A 17964-nucleotide genomic window follows, 5' to 3' on the forward strand; every position below is an offset into this window, starting at 1 on the left:
AGCCCGTGTCACCCGATTGTAACCCCCTGCGGCATCTACTTGTGATGCGAGTCACTCACCGGACAGTTGCCACGGAACCGGGAATTGGCTCATCGTCAGCGATGGAAAGAGGAGAAATGCCTGAGACCGCAAACGGCATAGCCGAGGCTTGGCTGGCGCAGTTCGATGAGGCGCTGCGCAGCAACAACACCGAGGCTGCACTGGAACTGTTCGAAGACGAATCGTATTGGCGCGACTTCGTTTCCTTCACATGGAACTTGAAGACCCTCGAGGGCAAGTCCGAGATCAAGCGGATGCTGGACGCCACGCTCCCGAACGTGCAGCCAAGCAACTGGAAACTCGCCGAAGATGCTACGGGCGATGCGGCGAACACCGAGGCCTGGCTCGACTTTGAAACTGCGCAGGCTCGTGGCCACGCACACCTTCGGCTGCGCAACGGCAAGTGCTGGACCCTGCTCACCACGATGCAGGAACTCAAGGGTTTCGAGGAAAAGAAGGGCCCTAACCGGGAGCAAGGAGTGGCCCACCACATCAGCAAGGGCCGCAAATCCTGGCTCGAACTCAAGGAAGAGCAAGAAGCCAAGCTGGGCTACGAGGAGCAGCCCAACACTGTCATCATTGGCGGCGGCCAGGGCGGGATCGGCCTCGGAGCGCGGTTGCGCAGGCTCGGCGTCTCCACCATCGTCGTCGAGAAGAACGAGCGCCCGGGCGACTCCTGGCGCAACCGCTACAAGTCGCTGCACCTGCACGACCCCGTCTGGTACGACCACTTGCCCTACATGAAGTTCCCGGACGACTGGCCCGTCTTCGCAGCCAAGGACAAGATCGGCGATTGGCTGGAGCACTACACCCGGATCATGGAACTGAACTACTGGTCCAAGACCGAGTGCACCAACGCCCGGTGGGACGAGGACCGCGGCGAGTGGGAAGTCAGCCTCATGCGCGACGGCGAACCGGTCACCTTGCGTCCGAAGCAGCTGGTGTTCGCCTTGGGCGTCTCCGGGTACCCGAACGTCCCCGTGTTCGACGGCGCCGAGAGCTTCCTGGGGCAGCAGTACCATTCCTCCAAGCACCCAGGCGGCGGTGACTGGACCGGCAAAAAGGCCGTGGTGATCGGCTCGAACAACTCGGCTCACGATATCTGCGCAGACCTGTGGGAACACGGCGCCGAGGTCACCATGGTCCAGCGCTCGTCCACGCACATCGCCCGGAGTGAGTCCCTGATGGACCTGGCGCTCGGCGATCTCTACTCGGAAAAGGCGTTAGCCAACGGAGTCACCACCGAGAAAGCCGACCTTCTCTTCGCTTCCTTGCCGTACCGGATCCTGCCAGAGGCCCAGACTCCTGTCTACAGGCAGATGGCGGAGCGCGACGCCGAGTTCTACTCCCGGCTTGAGGCGGCCGGTTTCGATCTCGACTTTGGAGTGGACGGCTCGGGCCTCTTCCTGAAGTACTTGCGACGAGGCTCCGGCTACTACATCGACGTCGGTGCATCCCAGCTGATCATCGACGGACGCGTGAAACTCGCGAACGGCCAGGTCAGCAAGATCACCGGGAACGCCGTGGTGATGGACAACGGCACTGAGCTCGAAGCCGACGTCATCATCTACGCCACCGGCTACGGCTCCATGAATGGCTGGCTCGCCGACCTCGTCTCGCCCGAGGTGGCTGACGCCGTCGGGAAATGCTGGGGATACGGTTCCGACACACCCAAGGACCCCGGCCCCTGGGAAGGAGAACTGCGCAACATGTGGAAGCCCACCAACGTGCAGAACCTCTGGATCCACGGCGGAAACCTGCACCAAAGCCGGCACTACTCCAACTACCTGGCCCTGCAGCTCAAGGCCAGGGCGGAAGGCCTGCCGACCCCGGTGTACGAGCTCCAGCCATCGCACCACACGCGCTGAAGCGGTAAACACGCACGTTCGACGGCGGCACCCAGCCTTTCCGCGGAAGGCGGGGGCCGCCGTCGTCGTGTGATCCGCGTCTCAGCAGGAATAGTTGCAGGCGCGCGGCAGTTGCCCCCAGTGGACCCGTTCCCGCTTGAAAGGCACTGCCCATGTTGTTTTCTCCTTTGACTCTTGGCGAGATTGAACTTTCCAACCGCTTGGTCATGGCGCCCCTGACCCGTGTCCGATCGGGCGCCGAAGGCATTCCCGGCCCGTTGGTTGTGGAACACTACCGGCAGCGTGCCTCCCTCGGGCTGATCGTCAGCGAGGGCACCTACCCGACGCCGGCAGGCAAGTCCTACCCGGGCCAGCCCGGCCTCGTCACGGAGGAACAGGTCGCGGGCTGGAAGAAGGTGACAGACGCCGTCCATGCTGAAGGCGGCCGGATGTTCGCCCAGGTCATGCACGGTGGGCGCGTCTCCCACGCGGACATTACTGGCGGGCATGAGATCGTGGCACCCAGTGCCGTGGCCATCGACGGCGAAGTCCGCACGCAGAATGGCAAGAAGCCGTACCCGGTGCCCCGCGAACTGAGCACTGATGAACTTCCCGCAGTGATCCAGGAAATCGTCACGGCATCCAGGAACGCCATCGAGGCAGGATTCGACGGCGTCGAACTGCACTCTGCCAACGGTTACCTGCTGCACGAATTCCTTGCCCCCAACACCAACGTCCGAACTGACAGCTACGGTGGCTCCCCGGAAAACCGGGCCCGCTTCGTGATCGAGACGGTCAACGCGGTGGTTGAAGCCTTGGGCGCCAACCGGGTGGGCATCCGGATTTCCCCGGAGCACTCGGTCCAAGGAATCGCCGAGACCGACCCCGCCGATGTCCGCGCCACCTATGAAGTCCTGGTGGACACCATTGCGTCGCTCAACCTCGCCTACCTCAGCATCCTCCACCATGATCCCAAGGGTGAACTCGTGCAGGACCTGCGCGAGCGTTTCAACGGCACGTTCCTGGTGAACACCGGCTTCGGTGTAGTGACCACTCGGGATGAAGCCCTGGCACTCGTGGCCGACGGTCACGCCGATGCCGTGGTGGTTGGCCGGCCGGCCATTGCCAACCCGGACCTTGCGCGCAGGTGGCGTGAAGGCCTCCCGCTCAACGAACCGGACCCGTCCACGTTCTATGGCGAAGGCGCCAAGGGGTACACCGACTACCCGTTCTACGCCAACTAGAACACCCGAACCCCGACGGCGGCACCTGCGAAAGGTGCCGCCGTCGCGGTTTAACCGAGCGGGAGAGGCTTCAGAGTCTGTCCCGGGCGTCCGAGGCCGCTACAAAGGGACCATTCCTATAGGATTTGTCTATGAAACTCGCTTCCTCACGGGACCGCGCCCCTGGCCGACCCGTCAGCCGCCAGGTTCTCGCCGACCACGTCTACGAGGAACTTCTCGCGTGGCTCATGGACGGCCGGCTCGAACCAGGAGCCGCGGTCAGCATCGACGGGACGGCGCGGGAATTGGACGTTTCGCCGACACCCGTGCGAGAGGCACTGGCGCGGCTGGAGCACACAGGCATGGTCCGCCGGGTCGCCCTCAAGGGTTACAGGGTGGCCCCGGTGTTCACGCGCGAGGATTTTGCCGAACTCATGGAGGCCAGGCTCGCGATTGAGCCCGTGAATGCGCGCTTGGCGTGCAGCCGGATCACGCCGGAGGATTTGGCGGCTTTACGAGAGGCTGTGAAGGACCTGGAGACTGCTCCTCGAGGCCCGTCTTTCGTGGAATTCCGGGACTATCTAGAGGCCGATGAGCGCTTCCATAAGCTGATCGCCGAGCAGTCCGGCAATCAATTCATGCTTGCCGCCTACTCCGCGCTGGGCGGCCAGGTCCAGCGGTTCCGGCTGTTCGGGGGAGTGGGCATCACCGACGCGGACCAAGCCATCGCGGAACACCAAGCGGTGCTCGACGCGCTGGCGAGCGGTGACCCGGAACAGGCCGCAGCCGCCATGGCCGACCACGTGCACAAGGTCCGGGCCCGGGCCATCGCCGACGCTCCCGCTGACTGAACCGTCGCCTACAGGCCGAGTCCGACGGCGATCAAGACGGCGACCCGACGCCGCCAGACCCTCAAGGCCCGTCTAACGGCGGGCCTTTTGTGTGCATGGCGAAGGCGATATCTCGTGACCCTCTTCACAAACATATGTAAGACATATAGGATCTTTGATGACGCCAGGCGGGGTGCGAAAAGGCGGGGCCGGCCTGCGGAAATCCAAATAAACATGTTGACAGCCTCGTCCAGATAGTAAATCCTATAGGAAACAGGATTCCACGAAGGAGTGAAAACTATGGCTTACACCGCCGAAACCTGGCCCATCACCGCGGCCCTGCTCCAGTTCCCCGGCACTGACACAACCGGACAGCACATCAACGACGCCGATGCTTCCGCTTGGGCCGAGGTCCTGCAGGAAGTCAAGGACGCAGGATTTGCCAACGCAGACCTCACGGACAGCTGGGTCCGCCCCGGCGACCTCAGCAAAGAACGCCTCGCCGAGTTCAAACAGACCGCAGAACACGTTGGCATTGGCATCCCCGTCATCTCGGCCATCCGCCGCAGCGTCATTCACACCCGCGACTGGGCAGAGAACCTGGCGTACAGCCACCGCACTATCGAGGCCGCGGCCGAATTGGGCTGCGAGGTTGTCTCCTTCGGACTCCACCAGGCCATCACCGCCGAGCAGCAAAAGCAGCTGTGGTTCTGGACGGTGGAAGGATACAAGGACCCGGTGGGGGACAAGGAAACCTGGGGCAACGCCGTCGCCCGCTTGCGGGAACTCGGTGAGCACGCCGCGGAAGTCGGCATTCTGCTGTCCCTCGAAATGTACGAGGACACCTACCTCGGCACCGCCGACTCCTCGGTCCAGCTGGTGCAGGACATAGGGCTGGACAACGTTGGCCTCAACCCGGACCTTGGCAACCTCATCCGACTCCACCGTCCCATCGAGGACTGGCGCGAGATGGTAGCCAAGACCCTGCCGTACTCCAACTACTGGCACATGAAGAACTACATCCGCGACGAAGACGTGGCCCGCGACAGCTACATCACCATGCCCGCGCCGATGGAGAGCGGCCTCATCAACTATCGCGAGGCCTTCAAGCTCGCGCTGTCGGTAGGCTTCCAAGGCATCCTGTGCACCGAGCACTACGGCGGCGACGGGCTCAGCGTGACGGCGAGCAACCAGGAATACCTCCGGCGGCAGGTCCTTCCGAAGACAGAGAACTACGTCCTTGGCCAGAGCCAGGTTGCCCAGGGCCGGCAGCAGCCTTCCGGCCGGACCGCCCCCGCGACACCCCCGTCCGCATCCTCCGAACTGGCTGGAGTGTAGCCATGACAAGGATTTTCGACAACCCCGCAGACTTCGCGGACGATGCTTTGGACGGATTCGTCGCCGCCAACCGCGGCTATGTTGCCCGCGTGGACGGCGGAGTGGTCCGTTCCACCGAAGTCCCCTCCGGACAGGTCGCCCTCGTGGTGGGCGGCGGCTCGGGACACTACCCTGCGTTCGCCGGACTGGTCGGGCCGGGCCTGGCAACCGCCTCGGCGTGCGGCAACATGTTCGCCTCCCCGGCGGCGGGCCAGGTCTACCGCGTAGCCAAAGCAGCCAACGCCGGAGGCGGCGTCCTGCTCAGCTACGGCAACTACGCGGGCGACGTTTTGCACTTCGGCCAGGCTCAGTTGCGCCTCAACGCGGAAGGCATCGAGACCCGCACCGTGACCGTTACCGACGACATCGCCAGCGCTCCGTTGGACCAGATCGAAAAACGGCGGGGAATCGCGGGCGATCTCACGGTCTTCAAGATCGCTGGCGCCGCGGCCGAAGCGGGACTGGACCTCGACGCCGTCGAGCGCTTGGCGATCAAGACGAACTACCGCACACGCTCGCTGGGTGTGGCGTTCGACGGGTGCACCCTTCCGGGTGCCTCGGATCCACTGTTCCACGTTCCGGCCGGTCAGATGTCCCTCGGCCTCGGCATCCACGGTGAGCCAGGCATCTCCGAGCACAAAATGCCCACCGCTTCAGAGCTCGCCGAACTGCTCGTCTCGAGGCTCCTCAATGACAAACCGGACGACGCCGGAAACCGCGTGGTGGCGATCGTCAACGGCCTCGGCACCGTCAAGTATGACGAACTCTTCCTGCTCTTCGGCAAGATCGAAAAGCTCCTCAGCAAAGCGGGCCTCACCGTGGTGGAGCCCGAGTGCGGCGAGCTCGTGACAAGCCTGGACATGTCCGGTCTTTCGCTCACGCTGCTTTGGCTGGACGAGGAGCTCGAGCAATATTGGGCAGCACCCGCCGACACCCCGGCATTCCGCAAGGGTAACCTCGCGCCCCGCCGGCCCCGCAAGCAAGGGAGCGTCACCGCCGTGGACGCGTCCGACGTCGAGCAGCCCACCGCGGCCGCTGCCGGACTCGGGCGGCAGGCCGTGGCCGTGCTCGCCCAGATGCGGGACGTCGTCGTCGAGCATGAAGAAGAACTCGGCAAGCTGGACGCGATTGCCGGCGACGGCGACCACGGCATCGGCATGCGACGCGGCGTCGACGCGGCCTTCGCCGCCGCCGAGACGGCAAGCGGAGCCTCGGTGGGGCGGATCCTGACGGCGGCGGGTGAGGCCTGGAGCGAACGCGCCGGCGGAACCTCGGGCGCGCTGTGGGGCTCGGCGATCATCGCGGCAGGACAGGCGCTCGGCAACAAAGCGGGCTACTCCGGCGAGGATGCCGCGGCTGCCGTCACCGGCTTTGTGGACGCGATCACCGAGCTTGGCAAGGCCGAACCTGGCGATAAGACCATGGTGGACGCGCTGCTGCCGTTCCGGGATGCATTCCTGACAGAGTTCGACGCCGGAGCCCCGGTTGACCGGGCCCTCGCGGCTGCTGCTGCGGCAGCCGAGGCCGCGGCAGCTGAGACAGCCGGCTTGCGTCCGCTCAAGGGCCGGGCCCGTCCGCTCGCTGAGAAGAGCCTGGGCCACCCTGATCCTGGCGCGGTGTCCTTCGGGCTGATCACGGCGAGGATCTCACAACATATCGATTCACAGCTGGGCGGTTCACTGCTAGCGCCCCCAGCAGGAAACGGAGTTAAAGCATGACCACATCAGCAGGCTGGCGGATCATCGTCGGCAACGACGAAGCCGGCGTCGAATACAAGCAGGCACTCATGGCACTGCTTGAAGCCGATCCCCGGGTGGCGTCCGTAAGCGACGTGGGGGTCGGGGCCAACGACTCCACCGCCTACCCGCACGTTGCCGTGGAGGCGGCACGCAAAGTAGCCGCGGGCGAAGCGGACCGTGCCCTGTTGATCTGCGGCACGGGCTTGGGCGTGGCCATCGCGGCCAACAAAGTCCCCGGAATCCGTGCCGTCACCGCGCACGACAGCTACTCCGTGGAGCGTTCGGTCCTGAGCAACAACGCCCAGGTCCTGACCATGGGACAGCGGGTGATTGGCTTGGAACTGGCCAAGAAACTCGTGGGCGAATGGCTGGGCTACCACTTCGACGAGACATCATCTTCCGCCGCCAAGGTGGACGCCATTTGCTCCTACGAGCCCGATTACACAAAGGCAGTGTGACATGACTGAATCAACAAGCAGCGCCGCAGGCGACGGAAGCGCGGCCCGGAAGATCGCCGTCGTCGGCTCCGGTTACATGGGCGGCGGGATCGCGCAGGTGCTGGCCCTCGGCGGGGCACGCGTGGCGTTGGCGGATGTGTCCGCGGAAATCGCGCAGAAGAACTACGACCGCCTGCTGGTGGAGTCGGACGAATTCGTGGCCGCGGGCCTCTTTCCTGAAGGTTCCACGGCAATCCTGAAAGCCAATCTGTGGGCCGCGAAGGACATCGAAGAGGCCGTGGTGGACGCCGACTTCATCGAAGAAGCCGTTCCAGAGGTCCTCGACATCAAGCACCAGACCCTCGCCCGGATCAGCGCGGCCGCCCGTCCTGACGCCCTGATCGGGTCCAACACCTCCACCATTTCCATCGCCGATCTCGCCGAGGCCGTCGTCGGTCCGGAGCGATTCCTGGGCGTGCACTTCTCCAACCCGTCGCCGTTCATTCCCGGCGTCGAGATCATTCCTCACGCCGGCACCACACCCGAGACCGTGGCCGCGTCCCGCGAACTGGTCCACGCGGCCGGCAAGCAAACCGCCGTCGTCAAGGACGTCACTGGTTTCGTGCTTAATCGGCTGCAATACGCGCTTTTCCACGAGGCCGCGCAGCTGGTGGAGCAAGGGATCGCAACAGCGGACGACGTCGACACCCTCGTCCGTACGACGTTCGGCTTCCGCTTGCCGTTCTTTGGTCCATTCGCGATCGCGGATATGGCCGGACTGGACGTCTACAACTTCTGCTACAAATCCCTGCAGACCGGATTCCCGGAACGCTTCGCCACCCCGAAGATCCTGAGCGACCTCGTCGAGGCGGGAAAGCTCGGGACCAAGACCGGCGCAGGATTCCTCAACGTCCCGGCGGAACGCACGCCCGAACTCATCGCCTACCGGAACAAGGCCTACGTGGCCATGCAGAAGCTCATTGATGAGCTCGGCCCGGCACCCATCAACTAGCCCCACCATTCACAGGAGAATACCCATGAGCACTTTCCCCGCAGAACGCACCGCGATCGTCACCGGCGCCGTTTCCGAGCGCGGCATCGGCCGGGCCACCGTCAACTACTTGGCCGCACAAGGCTGGAACATCGGCATCATCGATTTGGACGACGCCCTGTGCAAGAGCACCGCGAAGGAAATCGCCGCCGAATATGGCGTCCAGGCCTATGGCGTGGGCGCCAACGTGGCCGATGAAGCATCCGTGCGCTCGGCGATCGACACGCTCGAGGCCGAGCTGCCGCAGATCGTCGCCCTGGCCAACGTTGCCGGCGTCAGCTCGCCCATCGGATACCTCGAACTCGAGCCCGCAGAGTGGAACCGCGTCCTGAACATCAACCTCAACGGCGTCCACTATGCCACCCGCCGTGTGGCCGAATCCATGGTCAAGAACCGGATCGGACGCATCGTGAACATCTCCTCCGTTTCCGCACAGCGCGGCGGCGGGACGTTCTCCAAGACCCCGTACTCGGTGGCAAAGGCCGGAGTCATCGGCCTGACCCGCGCAACCGCCCGCGAACTGGGTGAGTACGACATCACCGTCAACGCCATCTCTCCCGGCCCGATCGACACCGACATCATGGGCGGCACCCTCAGCCAGGAACGCAAGGACGAACTCACCAAGGACCTCGTGGTGAACCGCGTTGGCTCCACCCGGGACATCGCCGCCGCCATCGCCTTCCTCATCAGCGAGGACTCCGGTTACATCTCGGGCCAGACGCTGAATGTCGACGGCGGCTTGTACATGCACTAATTCCGGACCGCACCACCCTTTGACATGCCCCAACCCTGACTACTCAGCTCTGATTACTCAACAGTCATTACTCAAAGAGGAGTTTCGATGTCCCTTGCCAGTTTATCCACGAAGGAGATGCTGGATTCGCCGGTCCTAAGATCGGCGATCCGCAAGGCTGCCACCCGGCTCATGCCGATGCTGGTCATCCTCTATGTGGTCTCCTTCCTCGACCGCACCAACGTTGGTTTCGCTGAAGCCGCCCTCGGCGCGGACAGAGGCGTCTCGGCCGGAGCGTTCGCGCTCGGGGCCGGCATCTTCTTCATCGGTTACGCAATCTTTGAAATCCCCAGCAACCTGCTGCTCAAAAGGGTCGGCGCCAAGATCTGGCTCGCCCGCATCGCGATCACGTGGGGCCTCGTTTCGGCCTGCTTTGCTTTCGTACAGGGCGAGACATCCTTCGTGATTCTGCGGTTCCTGCTCGGCGTGACCGAGGCGGGACTGTTCCCGGGCGTCATCATGTACCTGGCAGAGTGGTTCCCGAACAAGGTACGCGTGCAGATGTTCGCGATCTTCTACCTCGCCCAGCCGTTCTCCCAGATGATCGGCAACCCACTCTCCGGCTGGCTCATCAACATCGGCGACCAGATTCCGGGCGTCCGTGGTTGGCAGGTCATGTTCTTCACCGAGGGCATCCTGGCCGTGCTCGCTGGCGTTGCGGCGTTCTTCTTCCTGATCAACGGGCCGGAGAAGGCCAAGTTCCTCAACGTCGACGAGAAGTTCGCGCTCAAGGAGATCATGGCGCAGGAAGACACGGTCAAGGATGAAACGGGGCCGCGAGGCGTGTTCGCAGCGATGCGCAACGGCCGCGTTTGGTACTTCACGATCATCTACTTCTGCCTGCAGATCGCCGTCTACGGGGTCACCTTCTTCTTGCCGCAGCAGGTTTCCTCGCTGACCGGCCAGAAGGTGGGCCTCGCCGTCGGCCTGCTGATCGCGGTTCCGTGGTTCTTCGGCATCTTCTCCTGCTACCTGATCGGCCGTGCGGCGAACACCGTTGCCAAGCGCCGCATGTTCGGCACCGTGCTGTTCCTGTCCACGGGTGTCTGCATCCTCGGTTCGGCGTGGGCCGGGACCAACCACCAGCCGGTGCTCGGGCTGATCTTCATCACGCTCGCGGTGTGCAGCTTCCTGGCAGTCGGTCCGGTGGTTTGGGCCTACCCGACGGCGTTCCTCGCCGGCTCCGCGGCCGCCGCCGGTATTGGCCTGATCAACTCGCTGGGTAACCTGGGCGGTTTCGTGGCCCCGATCCTGCGGACCGCGGTCAACAGCGCCACCGCCGACCCCACGGGATCGGCTGGCGTCTACGCACTGGGAATCCTTCCGTTCCTGGCGGCCGCCATGATGCTCGGCACCCGGGCGTTCAAGAACAAGGCCGACGATCTCCTGGGCAAGTAGTCCCTTGTACATCGGTGTCAGCACCAAGATGTACATGGGCTACCGGCACAGCATGTCTTGGCTGGAGCAACTCCGAAATGAAGTGGACGCCCGTCCGGCCCTGGTGGCCGGGCGGGTGGTCCCGTTTGTGATCCCGTCGTTCCCCATGCTGCCCGACGCGGCCCGGATACTGGAAGGCTCTCCGCTGCGCCTGGGCGCGCAAAACTGCGGCTGGGCTGAGGGTCCGTGGACGGGTGAAGTGTCACCGTCATTGCTGGCGGAGCTGGGTGTGCGGCTCGTGGAGATCGGACACGCGGAACGGAGGCGGCACTTCGCCGAAGACGACGCCGTGGTCGCATTGAAGGTCCGGGCCGCGGTGGACGCCGGGCTGACCCCGCTGTTGTGCGTCGGCGAGGAGGCTGTCGCCGATCCGGCAGTGTCGGCGTCGTTCGTGTTCCGGCAGATCTCCGCCGCCGTCCGGGACGACTGGGCGACGGCGGCCCGCCTGGTTATCGCGTACGAACCGGTGTGGGCCATCGGCGCGGCCGAGCCGGCCCGCGCAGCTTACGTGTCCGACGTCGTCGCTCACCTCCGGGGCTTGCTCGCCGAACATGGCCTCGCCGAGCTGCCGATCATTTACGGCGGCTCGGCCAAACCGGGGCTCCTGCCCGAACTGCAGGGCGTGTCCGGACTCTTCCTAGGCCGCTTCGCGCACGACCCCGCGAACTTCGGGGCTGTACTCGACGAAGCGCTGGGCTTGCCCAAAGCCCTGAGCTTGCCCAACTGAGTCGCATTTGTTGTCGTTTTCAGGCCTCAAAACGACAACTAATGCGAGCCAGTTGGGCTGGACCGCTGGCATAGTCCGACAAAACCGCCCAACTGTTCCAGCCCTTCCGGCCGGGTGGGCAGGTAGTTTGTCAGCTCCGGTGAGCGTACGACGACGGCGCGCCACTGACCGCGCGACACCGCCACATTGATCCGGTTGCGTGAGAGCAGGAACTCCATGCCGCGCGGTACCTCGGCCGCAGCGGACGCAGCCATGGACACGATCACCACGGGAGCTTCCTGGCCTTGGAACTTGTCGACGGTCCCGACCCGCACACCGCGAAGTCCGGCCGCCCTCAGTTCGTGTTGGATGAGCTGGACCTGGGCGTTATAGGCCGCCACTACGAGGATGTCCTTTTCAAGCAGAGGCCGTTCCTCGGCCGATTCCCGGGAGTCCAGCCACCCCAAGCCAAGGTGTTCCTTGACTTGGCGGACCACCTCCGCGGCTTCTTCGGGCGACTGGGTGGAGTTGCCGCTGTGCGGGACGTAGACGCACTCGACGCCGGACCGAACTCCGGACAAACGCCGCCCGGAAGCGGCCGGTGCTGAATGCAGCCGGCCATCGTAGGACAGCTCCGACACGGCACCACACAAATCCGGGTGCATTCGCCACGACGTCGCGAGGAAGTAGCCGAGATCCGCGGGCAGCGTGTGCATGCCGTGGGCCAGCCAGCCGAGAGCAGACTCGTCGACCGGTTCGGGGTGCTTGCCCTGCGTGACTTGGGGCAATTGCTGTGGGTCGCCGAGGAGCAGCAGCCTCTTGGTTGCCCGGCTCACGGCGAGGGTATTGGCGAGCGAGAACTGACCGGCTTCGTCGATCACCAGCAAGTCCAGGGACTGCGCCGAGACGGTCCGGCCCGTCATGGTCCATGCCGTGCCGCCGATCAAGCAGCCTCCCGGCGATTCAAGCAGTCGTTCAATGTCGTCCTTGGTCTGCTGGTCCCAGGGAACGGGGTCGTCATGCTTCACTTCCTTGGCGATGAGCGCAGGATGCACCCCCGCCCGCACTGCGGCGTGGAGCATGTTCTCGACGACGGCGTGGGACTGTGCAACAACCCCTACCTTCCAGCCAGCACGCACCAGCCGCGCGACAACGTGCGAGCCAACGTAGGTCTTGCCCGTTCCCGGCGGCCCTTGGACGGCAAGGTATGACCGGTCCAGATCCGACACGGCAGCGGTGATGGCGTCCACATAAGCATCGTCGCCGGACCCGACGGCGGGCAGTTCCGCAAGCGTAACCAGCCGAGGCGGGATCCGGCGCAAGAGGTCCAAGGCCGGATCCTTTGGCCACGACGGCAGGCTGGAACGCACCTTGATGGCCAGTTCGCTCAAGGCCTTCCGCTGCCCGTCCGTGTTGACTGGAGCATCGGGCGTCAATGCCATGGGAAGCTGCGAGTATTCCTCGGCACCTTTGGGCAGTCGCTCTGAAATGGTCACAACGTCCGAGACGCCATCGTCAGGCTCCGAAACCGTGCTGCCGTCATAGGGGTCGTCGGGATCGCGGACCTCGATCACCTCTGTGCCGGACATTCCCGATCTGCCGAGGGCGCTTTCGTTCTTGCCAAGGAAGGCATCGGGGAGTGGAGGCCCGTACATCCGGAAGAACTTCTTACCGGGCGCGAAACCGGAGCCGTCGGCGGCGTGGCCGATCAGCCGTACCTTCCGGGCCGGGTTGCTGCGCGGAGTCGGCTTGGCCCAGTCCGCCAGCACTTCGCCGCCTTCCACGATGAAGCAGTCCCTGGTGTCCTCCCACTCTGAGACGGGCCGGTCCAAGCGGTCGAAGTGTCCCCACCAGAATTGCTTATCTTCCCGGCGGTGAAATCCAACCGCGGCCGCAACCAGCGACACCGCTCGGTTGTCGTCGGATCGGAGCGCTTCGTCCGGCAATTCCGCAAGGTAGTCGAGGAGGGCTGTTTCCTCGGGTGCGGCCTCGTACTTGTCCGGCTCGGTCTCCGCGGGTAGCCCGGGTCCCGAAGCAGCCGGAAGACCGGGTTCAATAGAGCGCTCCGCTGCCAGGCCCAGCAGCCAATTCCGCAGTTCCAGGGTGGAGAGGCAGTCGTATTCGTTGTAGTCGGAGATGCCCGCCAGGATTGTTGCCGCTTCATCTTCGCGGTTCGCGTCCCGGGCCGTGCAGTAGTTGGCGTAGGCAACCACGGAGGCTCCGGCGTCGGTCACGTCACCCGAACGCAAATGCTTGCCCATGTACAGGGGTTCGAGTTTCTTGATGCTGTAGGAGTCTTCAGAGATGCGGATGCTGTGCCGGACGGTGTCGTAGAGGTCCACCAGCACGCCTTCGCGCAGGAGGTTGTCCACGGCGGCTTCGCCTACGGTGTGGATGACCGACAGGTTCCGCAGCGCGGTTTTCTCATAGGCAGCGTAGTGGTAGATCCGCATATCCGGATACTTCATGCGGCGTTCTTCCACGTAGTCGAGGAAATCGATGAACGCCTGCCGTTCCTCAGCCCGGGAATGTGCCCAGAACGGCTTGAACACCGGAACTTCGCCCGGCTCCGTCGGATTTTCGATCACCCCGAACAAGTACTCCAGTCCCCAGCGGCCGGTTACCGGGTCTTGCCACAGTGGGTCTCCCTCGAAGTCGAAGAAGATGTCTCCTGCGTCGGGCCGGGGGAGCCGGGCCAAGGAGTTGGACTCCAGGACGGAATAGCTGATGCTCTTCGCCGTGCCGGTCTTATCGGTGTAATTGACGGTGCCATCGGGTGTGGCTGTCCCGGTTTGCAGTCGGGCTTGTTCCTGTAGGCGCCGGGTGGCGGAATCGGCGGCGTCGGGCATCCCAGCAAGGGCGTCGATGTTAAAGATCCCTGCTTCCATGAGCTTCTTGCGCCGGGTGATCCTCATTCCCGCCACCATCAGCAGGTCCCTGTGGAGGCGCACTTGTTCCTTGCAGTAGTCGCAGCGACCGCAAGCGGTGATTCCCGGCGCGCCCCATTGGATAGGCTCCAGTCGCGATCGGTGCGAGTCCGTCAAGGCGAGGAAGCGGTCCCGGCGTTCACGGAAGACCGGCAGCACATCGGCGAGCCGGTGGTTGCTGTGCACATAGTCGAAGCCGCCACGGCCGTCCGATTCAGCAGCGTCCCGACCGGCAGCGTCCCGCTGAATGGTGGCACCTAGGACAAGGGTCAGGTCCGGGGCCGGAGTAATTCCGGCCTTGAGTAGCTGCTCGCCGTAGGCCGCTAGTTGCAGCAGCGCGGTGACCTTGGCGTGGCGGGCGAGCTTGGTGTCGTACACCGCGTAGCTGCCGTCCGGCTGCTTGACGAGGAAATCGGACCGTCCGTGAAACTGACCGTCGAAGAACGCGGCCTGGAAGACCACATCCGCGCCGGATCGCAACGCCTCGATGGATTCCGCGTGCTTGGCTTGCAGGGTGGCGCGGTCCATCGCTTCGGCGGGAACGACGTCGAACACGCCCTTGCGCGCCAGCGGATCCCAAGCGCCGAACTCGGCCACGAAACGGTCCAGCACCCTGTGCTCGTGAATGTCGCCCAGCGCGGCGGTCCGTTCCAGCATTTCATCGACGTCGAAAGCGGGCTTCTCCGAACGGCCCAGCTTCTCATCCAACTTGCGCAGCAACTGGTACTCGCAGGTGGAGGCCGTCACGAGGTCGCTGGCGGAAAACACCAAATCCTGCGCTTGCCCTGTATCTACCGAATCGAGAAAAAACACCGTGCCCCCAGACCATTGAGCTGATGAAGCCAAGCTATCAGTGCGGTCCGACAGTAAGGCAGCTTTGGCGGTGGGGGCCAGTTCAGGTGCGGGTCAGCGGTGGCGGGGGTCAGCCGCCGAAACGGAGGGTGATCACCAGGCCGGCCAGCGCGACCACGCCGGCCAGGAGCATGGCTGCCATCGGATTACCGAAGTTGAGGGTCCATCCCAGGCCAAAGCGACGCGGAACCATCAGCGCCTGGTCTTCGCGGTTGATGTAGATCAAACCACCCCGCCAGAATTTGTCGTCCTCCCGGTGGGTCAGGCCCGTGTCCGCCTCGCCCTCGTCCCGCTCACGGTTGTTCCTGGCCAAAACGACGACGGCGACGGCGACGGCTGCCAGGATCGGGAGCACCACTACCATCGGCGCCCACGGCGTGACGGTTCCCGTCCACATCAGCAGCGAGGATCCCAGCATCGCCAGATCGATCATCGCGAGCAATCCGAGGAGCGCCTTGGCGCCCAAAAGCATGTACCGGCGGTGCCAGCGGGCGGAGCCTACCGGGTGCCCCGGGTCGATGTCGTGCCGGCTGCGGAAGAAGATCGCCGCCGCGATACCCACGAGCAGGGCGGTCACGCCGATCTGCACGAATACCAGTGAAAAGGCGGTGCCGATCGATTTGGCGGCCAGGCGGTTGGGCATGCCTTTCGCACCGTAATGCACCGCGAGCACCTCGGGCATGGACGGGTAGCTGATGACGCCGATCACCACCGTGGCGACAATGACGATCAACGCCGGCGCCAGCCAGAGCCAGGGAAAGCGCGGTGGATCGGTCCGCAGCTCGGTATCCACCGCGATGACTTGGTGGACTCCCTTGTACCAGCCCCCGGCTGCCTTGGCGGTCCGGATCTCGTGGTTGGCCAAGAAGAAGCATCCGTACCAGGCGCCGACCAGCACCACCACGGCCAGCGGCAAGAGCAACGTTTCCCCGGTCACGCCGTACATGGCACTACCGACCACTGCGGCGATGATCCCGCTGAGGAGAACGCGCCAGCGGTAGATGCGGGTCTGCCTGACGACGGCCGGATCCTCGGCACGCTCGGCCGGTACCCGAACCCCGAAAGGCACGGTGGGGCTGTTGATCGAGGGCAGCACCAATGCGATGGCGAGCAGTAGTGCTGACAACGCGGAGCTCACGACGATGGCAACGATCATGGCATGTCCTCTGGCTGCGTGGTTCCAAATGAATCGAGTATCGACCGGCAGGACTTGAGAACTTCGTCGGCCGGCAATCCCCTGGCGACGGCTTCGGCCAGTAGGGTCCGTGCCCTCGCAGTCCACTCCGCGCCGAACGGCGGGTCCGCGACCGTGGGGGTCACCACCGCGCCGGTCTTTCGGTTGAGCTGGATCAGGCCTTGCTGGCGCAATAGGTCATAGGCTTTGTTCACGGTGTGGAAATTGATCCCGAAGTCCGCGGCGAGGGTCCTGGTGGCCGGCAACGAGCTGCCCTCGGCCAGCACGCCGTCGGCGATCGCCTCCACGATCTGGTCCCGAAGCTGCTGGTAGATCGGCACGTCGCTGGCCAGGTCTACGTTGAGGATCATCTCTTCCACCTCCGTCTTTATTATATAAGTTATAGAACAAGTAGCGGAAGATTCCCACCTCCCGGAAAGCAGGCTTCGAATGACCCAGTCTGACGCCCAAACCGCCCAAGATCCCGCCTTCGAAGCCGCGTACCAGGCAGCCCGGAAGAGCCTTGGCGAAGGGGGCATTCCCATTGGCGCAGCGCTCGCCCGCGGCGGGGTGGTGATCGCGAGCGGACACAACGAACGTGTCCAAAACGGCGATCCGATTGCGCACGGGGAAATGTCGGCCCTTCGCGCAGCCGGCCGGCAGAAGAGCTACCGGGACACCACGCTCTATACGACCCTCGCGCCGTGTGCCATGTGCACGGGCACCATCATCCAGTTCAAAATCCCGCGCGTGGTGGTGGGGGAAGCCCGCACGTTCGGCGGCGAATTCGAGCTCCTGCGATCCCGGGGCGTGGAGGTGGTGGTCCTCGATGACCAACGATGCGTGGACATGATGCGCAGGTTCCAGGAAGAGAATCCGGAACTGTGGGCCGAGGACATCGCCGAGTAATCCCGCGGGAGCAATGAGTAATCCGGGAAGCAACGAGCAAACAGCATCTGGCCACAGCCAAACCCCAAGCGTAGGCTGACAGCATCGGCGTCGGTGCCGGGGGGTCCGCGTCGATACCCAATCGATCAAGGAGGACTCATGAGTGTTGTGCGCGAATTCATGACCACCAATGCCCAGTGCGTCAAGGAAGACCAGTCGCTGCGTGACGCGGCTGTCCTGATGCGCGATCTGGACGTCGGTTCCCTGCCAATCTGCGGCAACGATGGAAAACTCAAAGGATTCATCACTGACCGCGACATTGTGCTCAGGTGCGTTGCTGAGGGATTGGATGCTGACCGGCTGACCGCGGCAGATCTCGCCCAGGGCACGCCAATCTGGATCGATGCCGACGCCAGCATCGACGCAGCTATCGACCTGATGGAAAAGCACCAGGTCCGGCGCCTTCCGGTCATCACCGACCACAAGTTGGTAGGCATCATCAGCCAGGGCGACATCGCCCGGAACTACACCGAGGAACGCGTAGGCGAATTGGTGGAGCACATCTCCGCCAAGACTCCCATGGCGCAACTGGGCTAACCGCAACTTTCGCACCCATCAAGCGTCACGGCCCCCGGGCCGTGGCG

At 64.2% G+C, this 17964-nt stretch carries 15 protein-coding genes; 12 read left to right on the plus strand and 3 right to left on the minus strand.

Annotation, left to right across the window (positions count from 1 at the left end):
* Window positions 1–116: 116 nt before the first annotated feature.
* The 10 genes from QRN52_RS03995 to QRN52_RS04040 all read left to right on the plus strand — a co-directional run bounded on the left by QRN52_RS03995 (window position 117) and on the right by QRN52_RS04040 (window position 11500).
* Entirely contained in the window at window positions 117–1907 is a 1791-nt protein-coding gene (locus QRN52_RS03995; RefSeq protein ID WP_284751476.1) for an NAD(P)/FAD-dependent oxidoreductase, read from the plus strand.
* Window positions 1908–2059: 152 nt separating this feature from the next.
* Window positions 2060–3130 (plus strand): alkene reductase, encoded by a 1071-nt coding sequence (locus QRN52_RS04000; protein ID WP_284751477.1) that lies wholly within the window; start codon window positions 2060–2062, stop codon window positions 3128–3130.
* Window positions 3131–3261: 131 nt separating this feature from the next.
* The gene (locus QRN52_RS04005) at window positions 3262–3960 is read left to right on the plus strand and encodes a GntR family transcriptional regulator (RefSeq protein ID WP_284751478.1); all 699 of its coding nucleotides are present in this window, start codon (window positions 3262–3264) and stop codon (window positions 3958–3960) included.
* A 279-nt stretch (window positions 3961–4239) separates the two neighbouring features.
* Entirely contained in the window at window positions 4240–5277 is a 1038-nt protein-coding gene (locus tag QRN52_RS04010) for a sugar phosphate isomerase/epimerase family protein (protein WP_284751479.1), read from the plus strand.
* Window positions 5278–5279: 2 nt separating this feature from the next.
* Window positions 5280–7034, plus strand: a complete 1755-nt coding sequence (gene dhaL / locus QRN52_RS04015) for a dihydroxyacetone kinase subunit DhaL (RefSeq protein WP_284751480.1) — start codon at window positions 5280–5282, stop codon at window positions 7032–7034.
* A complete protein-coding gene (locus QRN52_RS04020) occupies window positions 7031–7513 on the plus strand; it encodes a ribose-5-phosphate isomerase (protein WP_284751481.1) in 483 nt (160 codons plus the stop codon). Before dhaL ends, QRN52_RS04020 begins: the two co-directional genes overlap by 4 nt.
* A gap of 1 nt (window position 7514) precedes the next feature.
* Window positions 7515–8504, plus strand: a complete 990-nt coding sequence (locus QRN52_RS04025) for a 3-hydroxyacyl-CoA dehydrogenase family protein (protein WP_284751482.1) — start codon at window positions 7515–7517, stop codon at window positions 8502–8504.
* 25 nt (window positions 8505–8529) lie between these two features.
* Window positions 8530–9297, plus strand: a complete 768-nt coding sequence (locus QRN52_RS04030) for an SDR family NAD(P)-dependent oxidoreductase (RefSeq protein ID WP_284751483.1) — start codon at window positions 8530–8532, stop codon at window positions 9295–9297.
* Between the two features lie 87 nt (window positions 9298–9384).
* Window positions 9385–10734, plus strand: coding sequence for an MFS transporter (locus QRN52_RS04035; RefSeq protein ID WP_284751484.1), 1350 nt, complete (start codon window positions 9385–9387; stop codon window positions 10732–10734).
* A 4-nt stretch (window positions 10735–10738) separates the two neighbouring features.
* Complete coding sequence (locus QRN52_RS04040) at window positions 10739–11500, plus strand: triose-phosphate isomerase family protein (RefSeq protein WP_284751485.1); 762 nt, start codon at window positions 10739–10741, stop codon at window positions 11498–11500.
* 38 nt (window positions 11501–11538) lie between these two features.
* Here the strand turns inward: QRN52_RS04040 and QRN52_RS04045 are convergent, their stop codons facing one another.
* The 3 genes from QRN52_RS04045 to QRN52_RS04055 all read right to left on the minus strand — a co-directional run bounded on the left by QRN52_RS04045 (window position 11539) and on the right by QRN52_RS04055 (window position 16803).
* Window positions 11539–15219, minus strand: a complete 3681-nt coding sequence (locus tag QRN52_RS04045; protein ID WP_284751486.1) for a TM0106 family RecB-like putative nuclease — start codon at window positions 15217–15219, stop codon at window positions 11539–11541.
* Between the two features lie 109 nt (window positions 15220–15328).
* Window positions 15329–16414, minus strand: a complete 1086-nt coding sequence (locus QRN52_RS04050; protein ID WP_284751487.1) for a DUF1648 domain-containing protein — start codon at window positions 16412–16414, stop codon at window positions 15329–15331.
* Window positions 16411–16803 carry a GntR family transcriptional regulator gene (locus tag QRN52_RS04055; protein ID WP_284751488.1) on the minus strand — a complete coding sequence of 131 codons (393 nt, stop codon included), beginning with the start codon at window positions 16801–16803 and terminating at the stop codon, window positions 16411–16413. Before QRN52_RS04055 ends, QRN52_RS04050 begins: the two co-directional genes overlap by 4 nt.
* Window positions 16804–16882: 79 nt before the next feature.
* On the opposite strand from QRN52_RS04055, the gene QRN52_RS04060 reads away from it, so the two are divergent.
* Entirely contained in the window at window positions 16883–17341 is a 459-nt protein-coding gene (locus QRN52_RS04060) for a nucleoside deaminase (protein ID WP_284751489.1), read from the plus strand.
* A gap of 138 nt (window positions 17342–17479) precedes the next feature.
* Complete coding sequence (locus QRN52_RS04065) at window positions 17480–17917, plus strand: CBS domain-containing protein (protein WP_284751490.1); 438 nt, start codon at window positions 17480–17482, stop codon at window positions 17915–17917.
* Window positions 17918–17964 lie beyond the last annotated feature (47 nt).

Source organism: Arthrobacter sp. efr-133-R2A-120 (assembly GCF_030209835.1).
GTDB lineage: Bacteria > Actinomycetota > Actinomycetes > Actinomycetales > Micrococcaceae > Arthrobacter.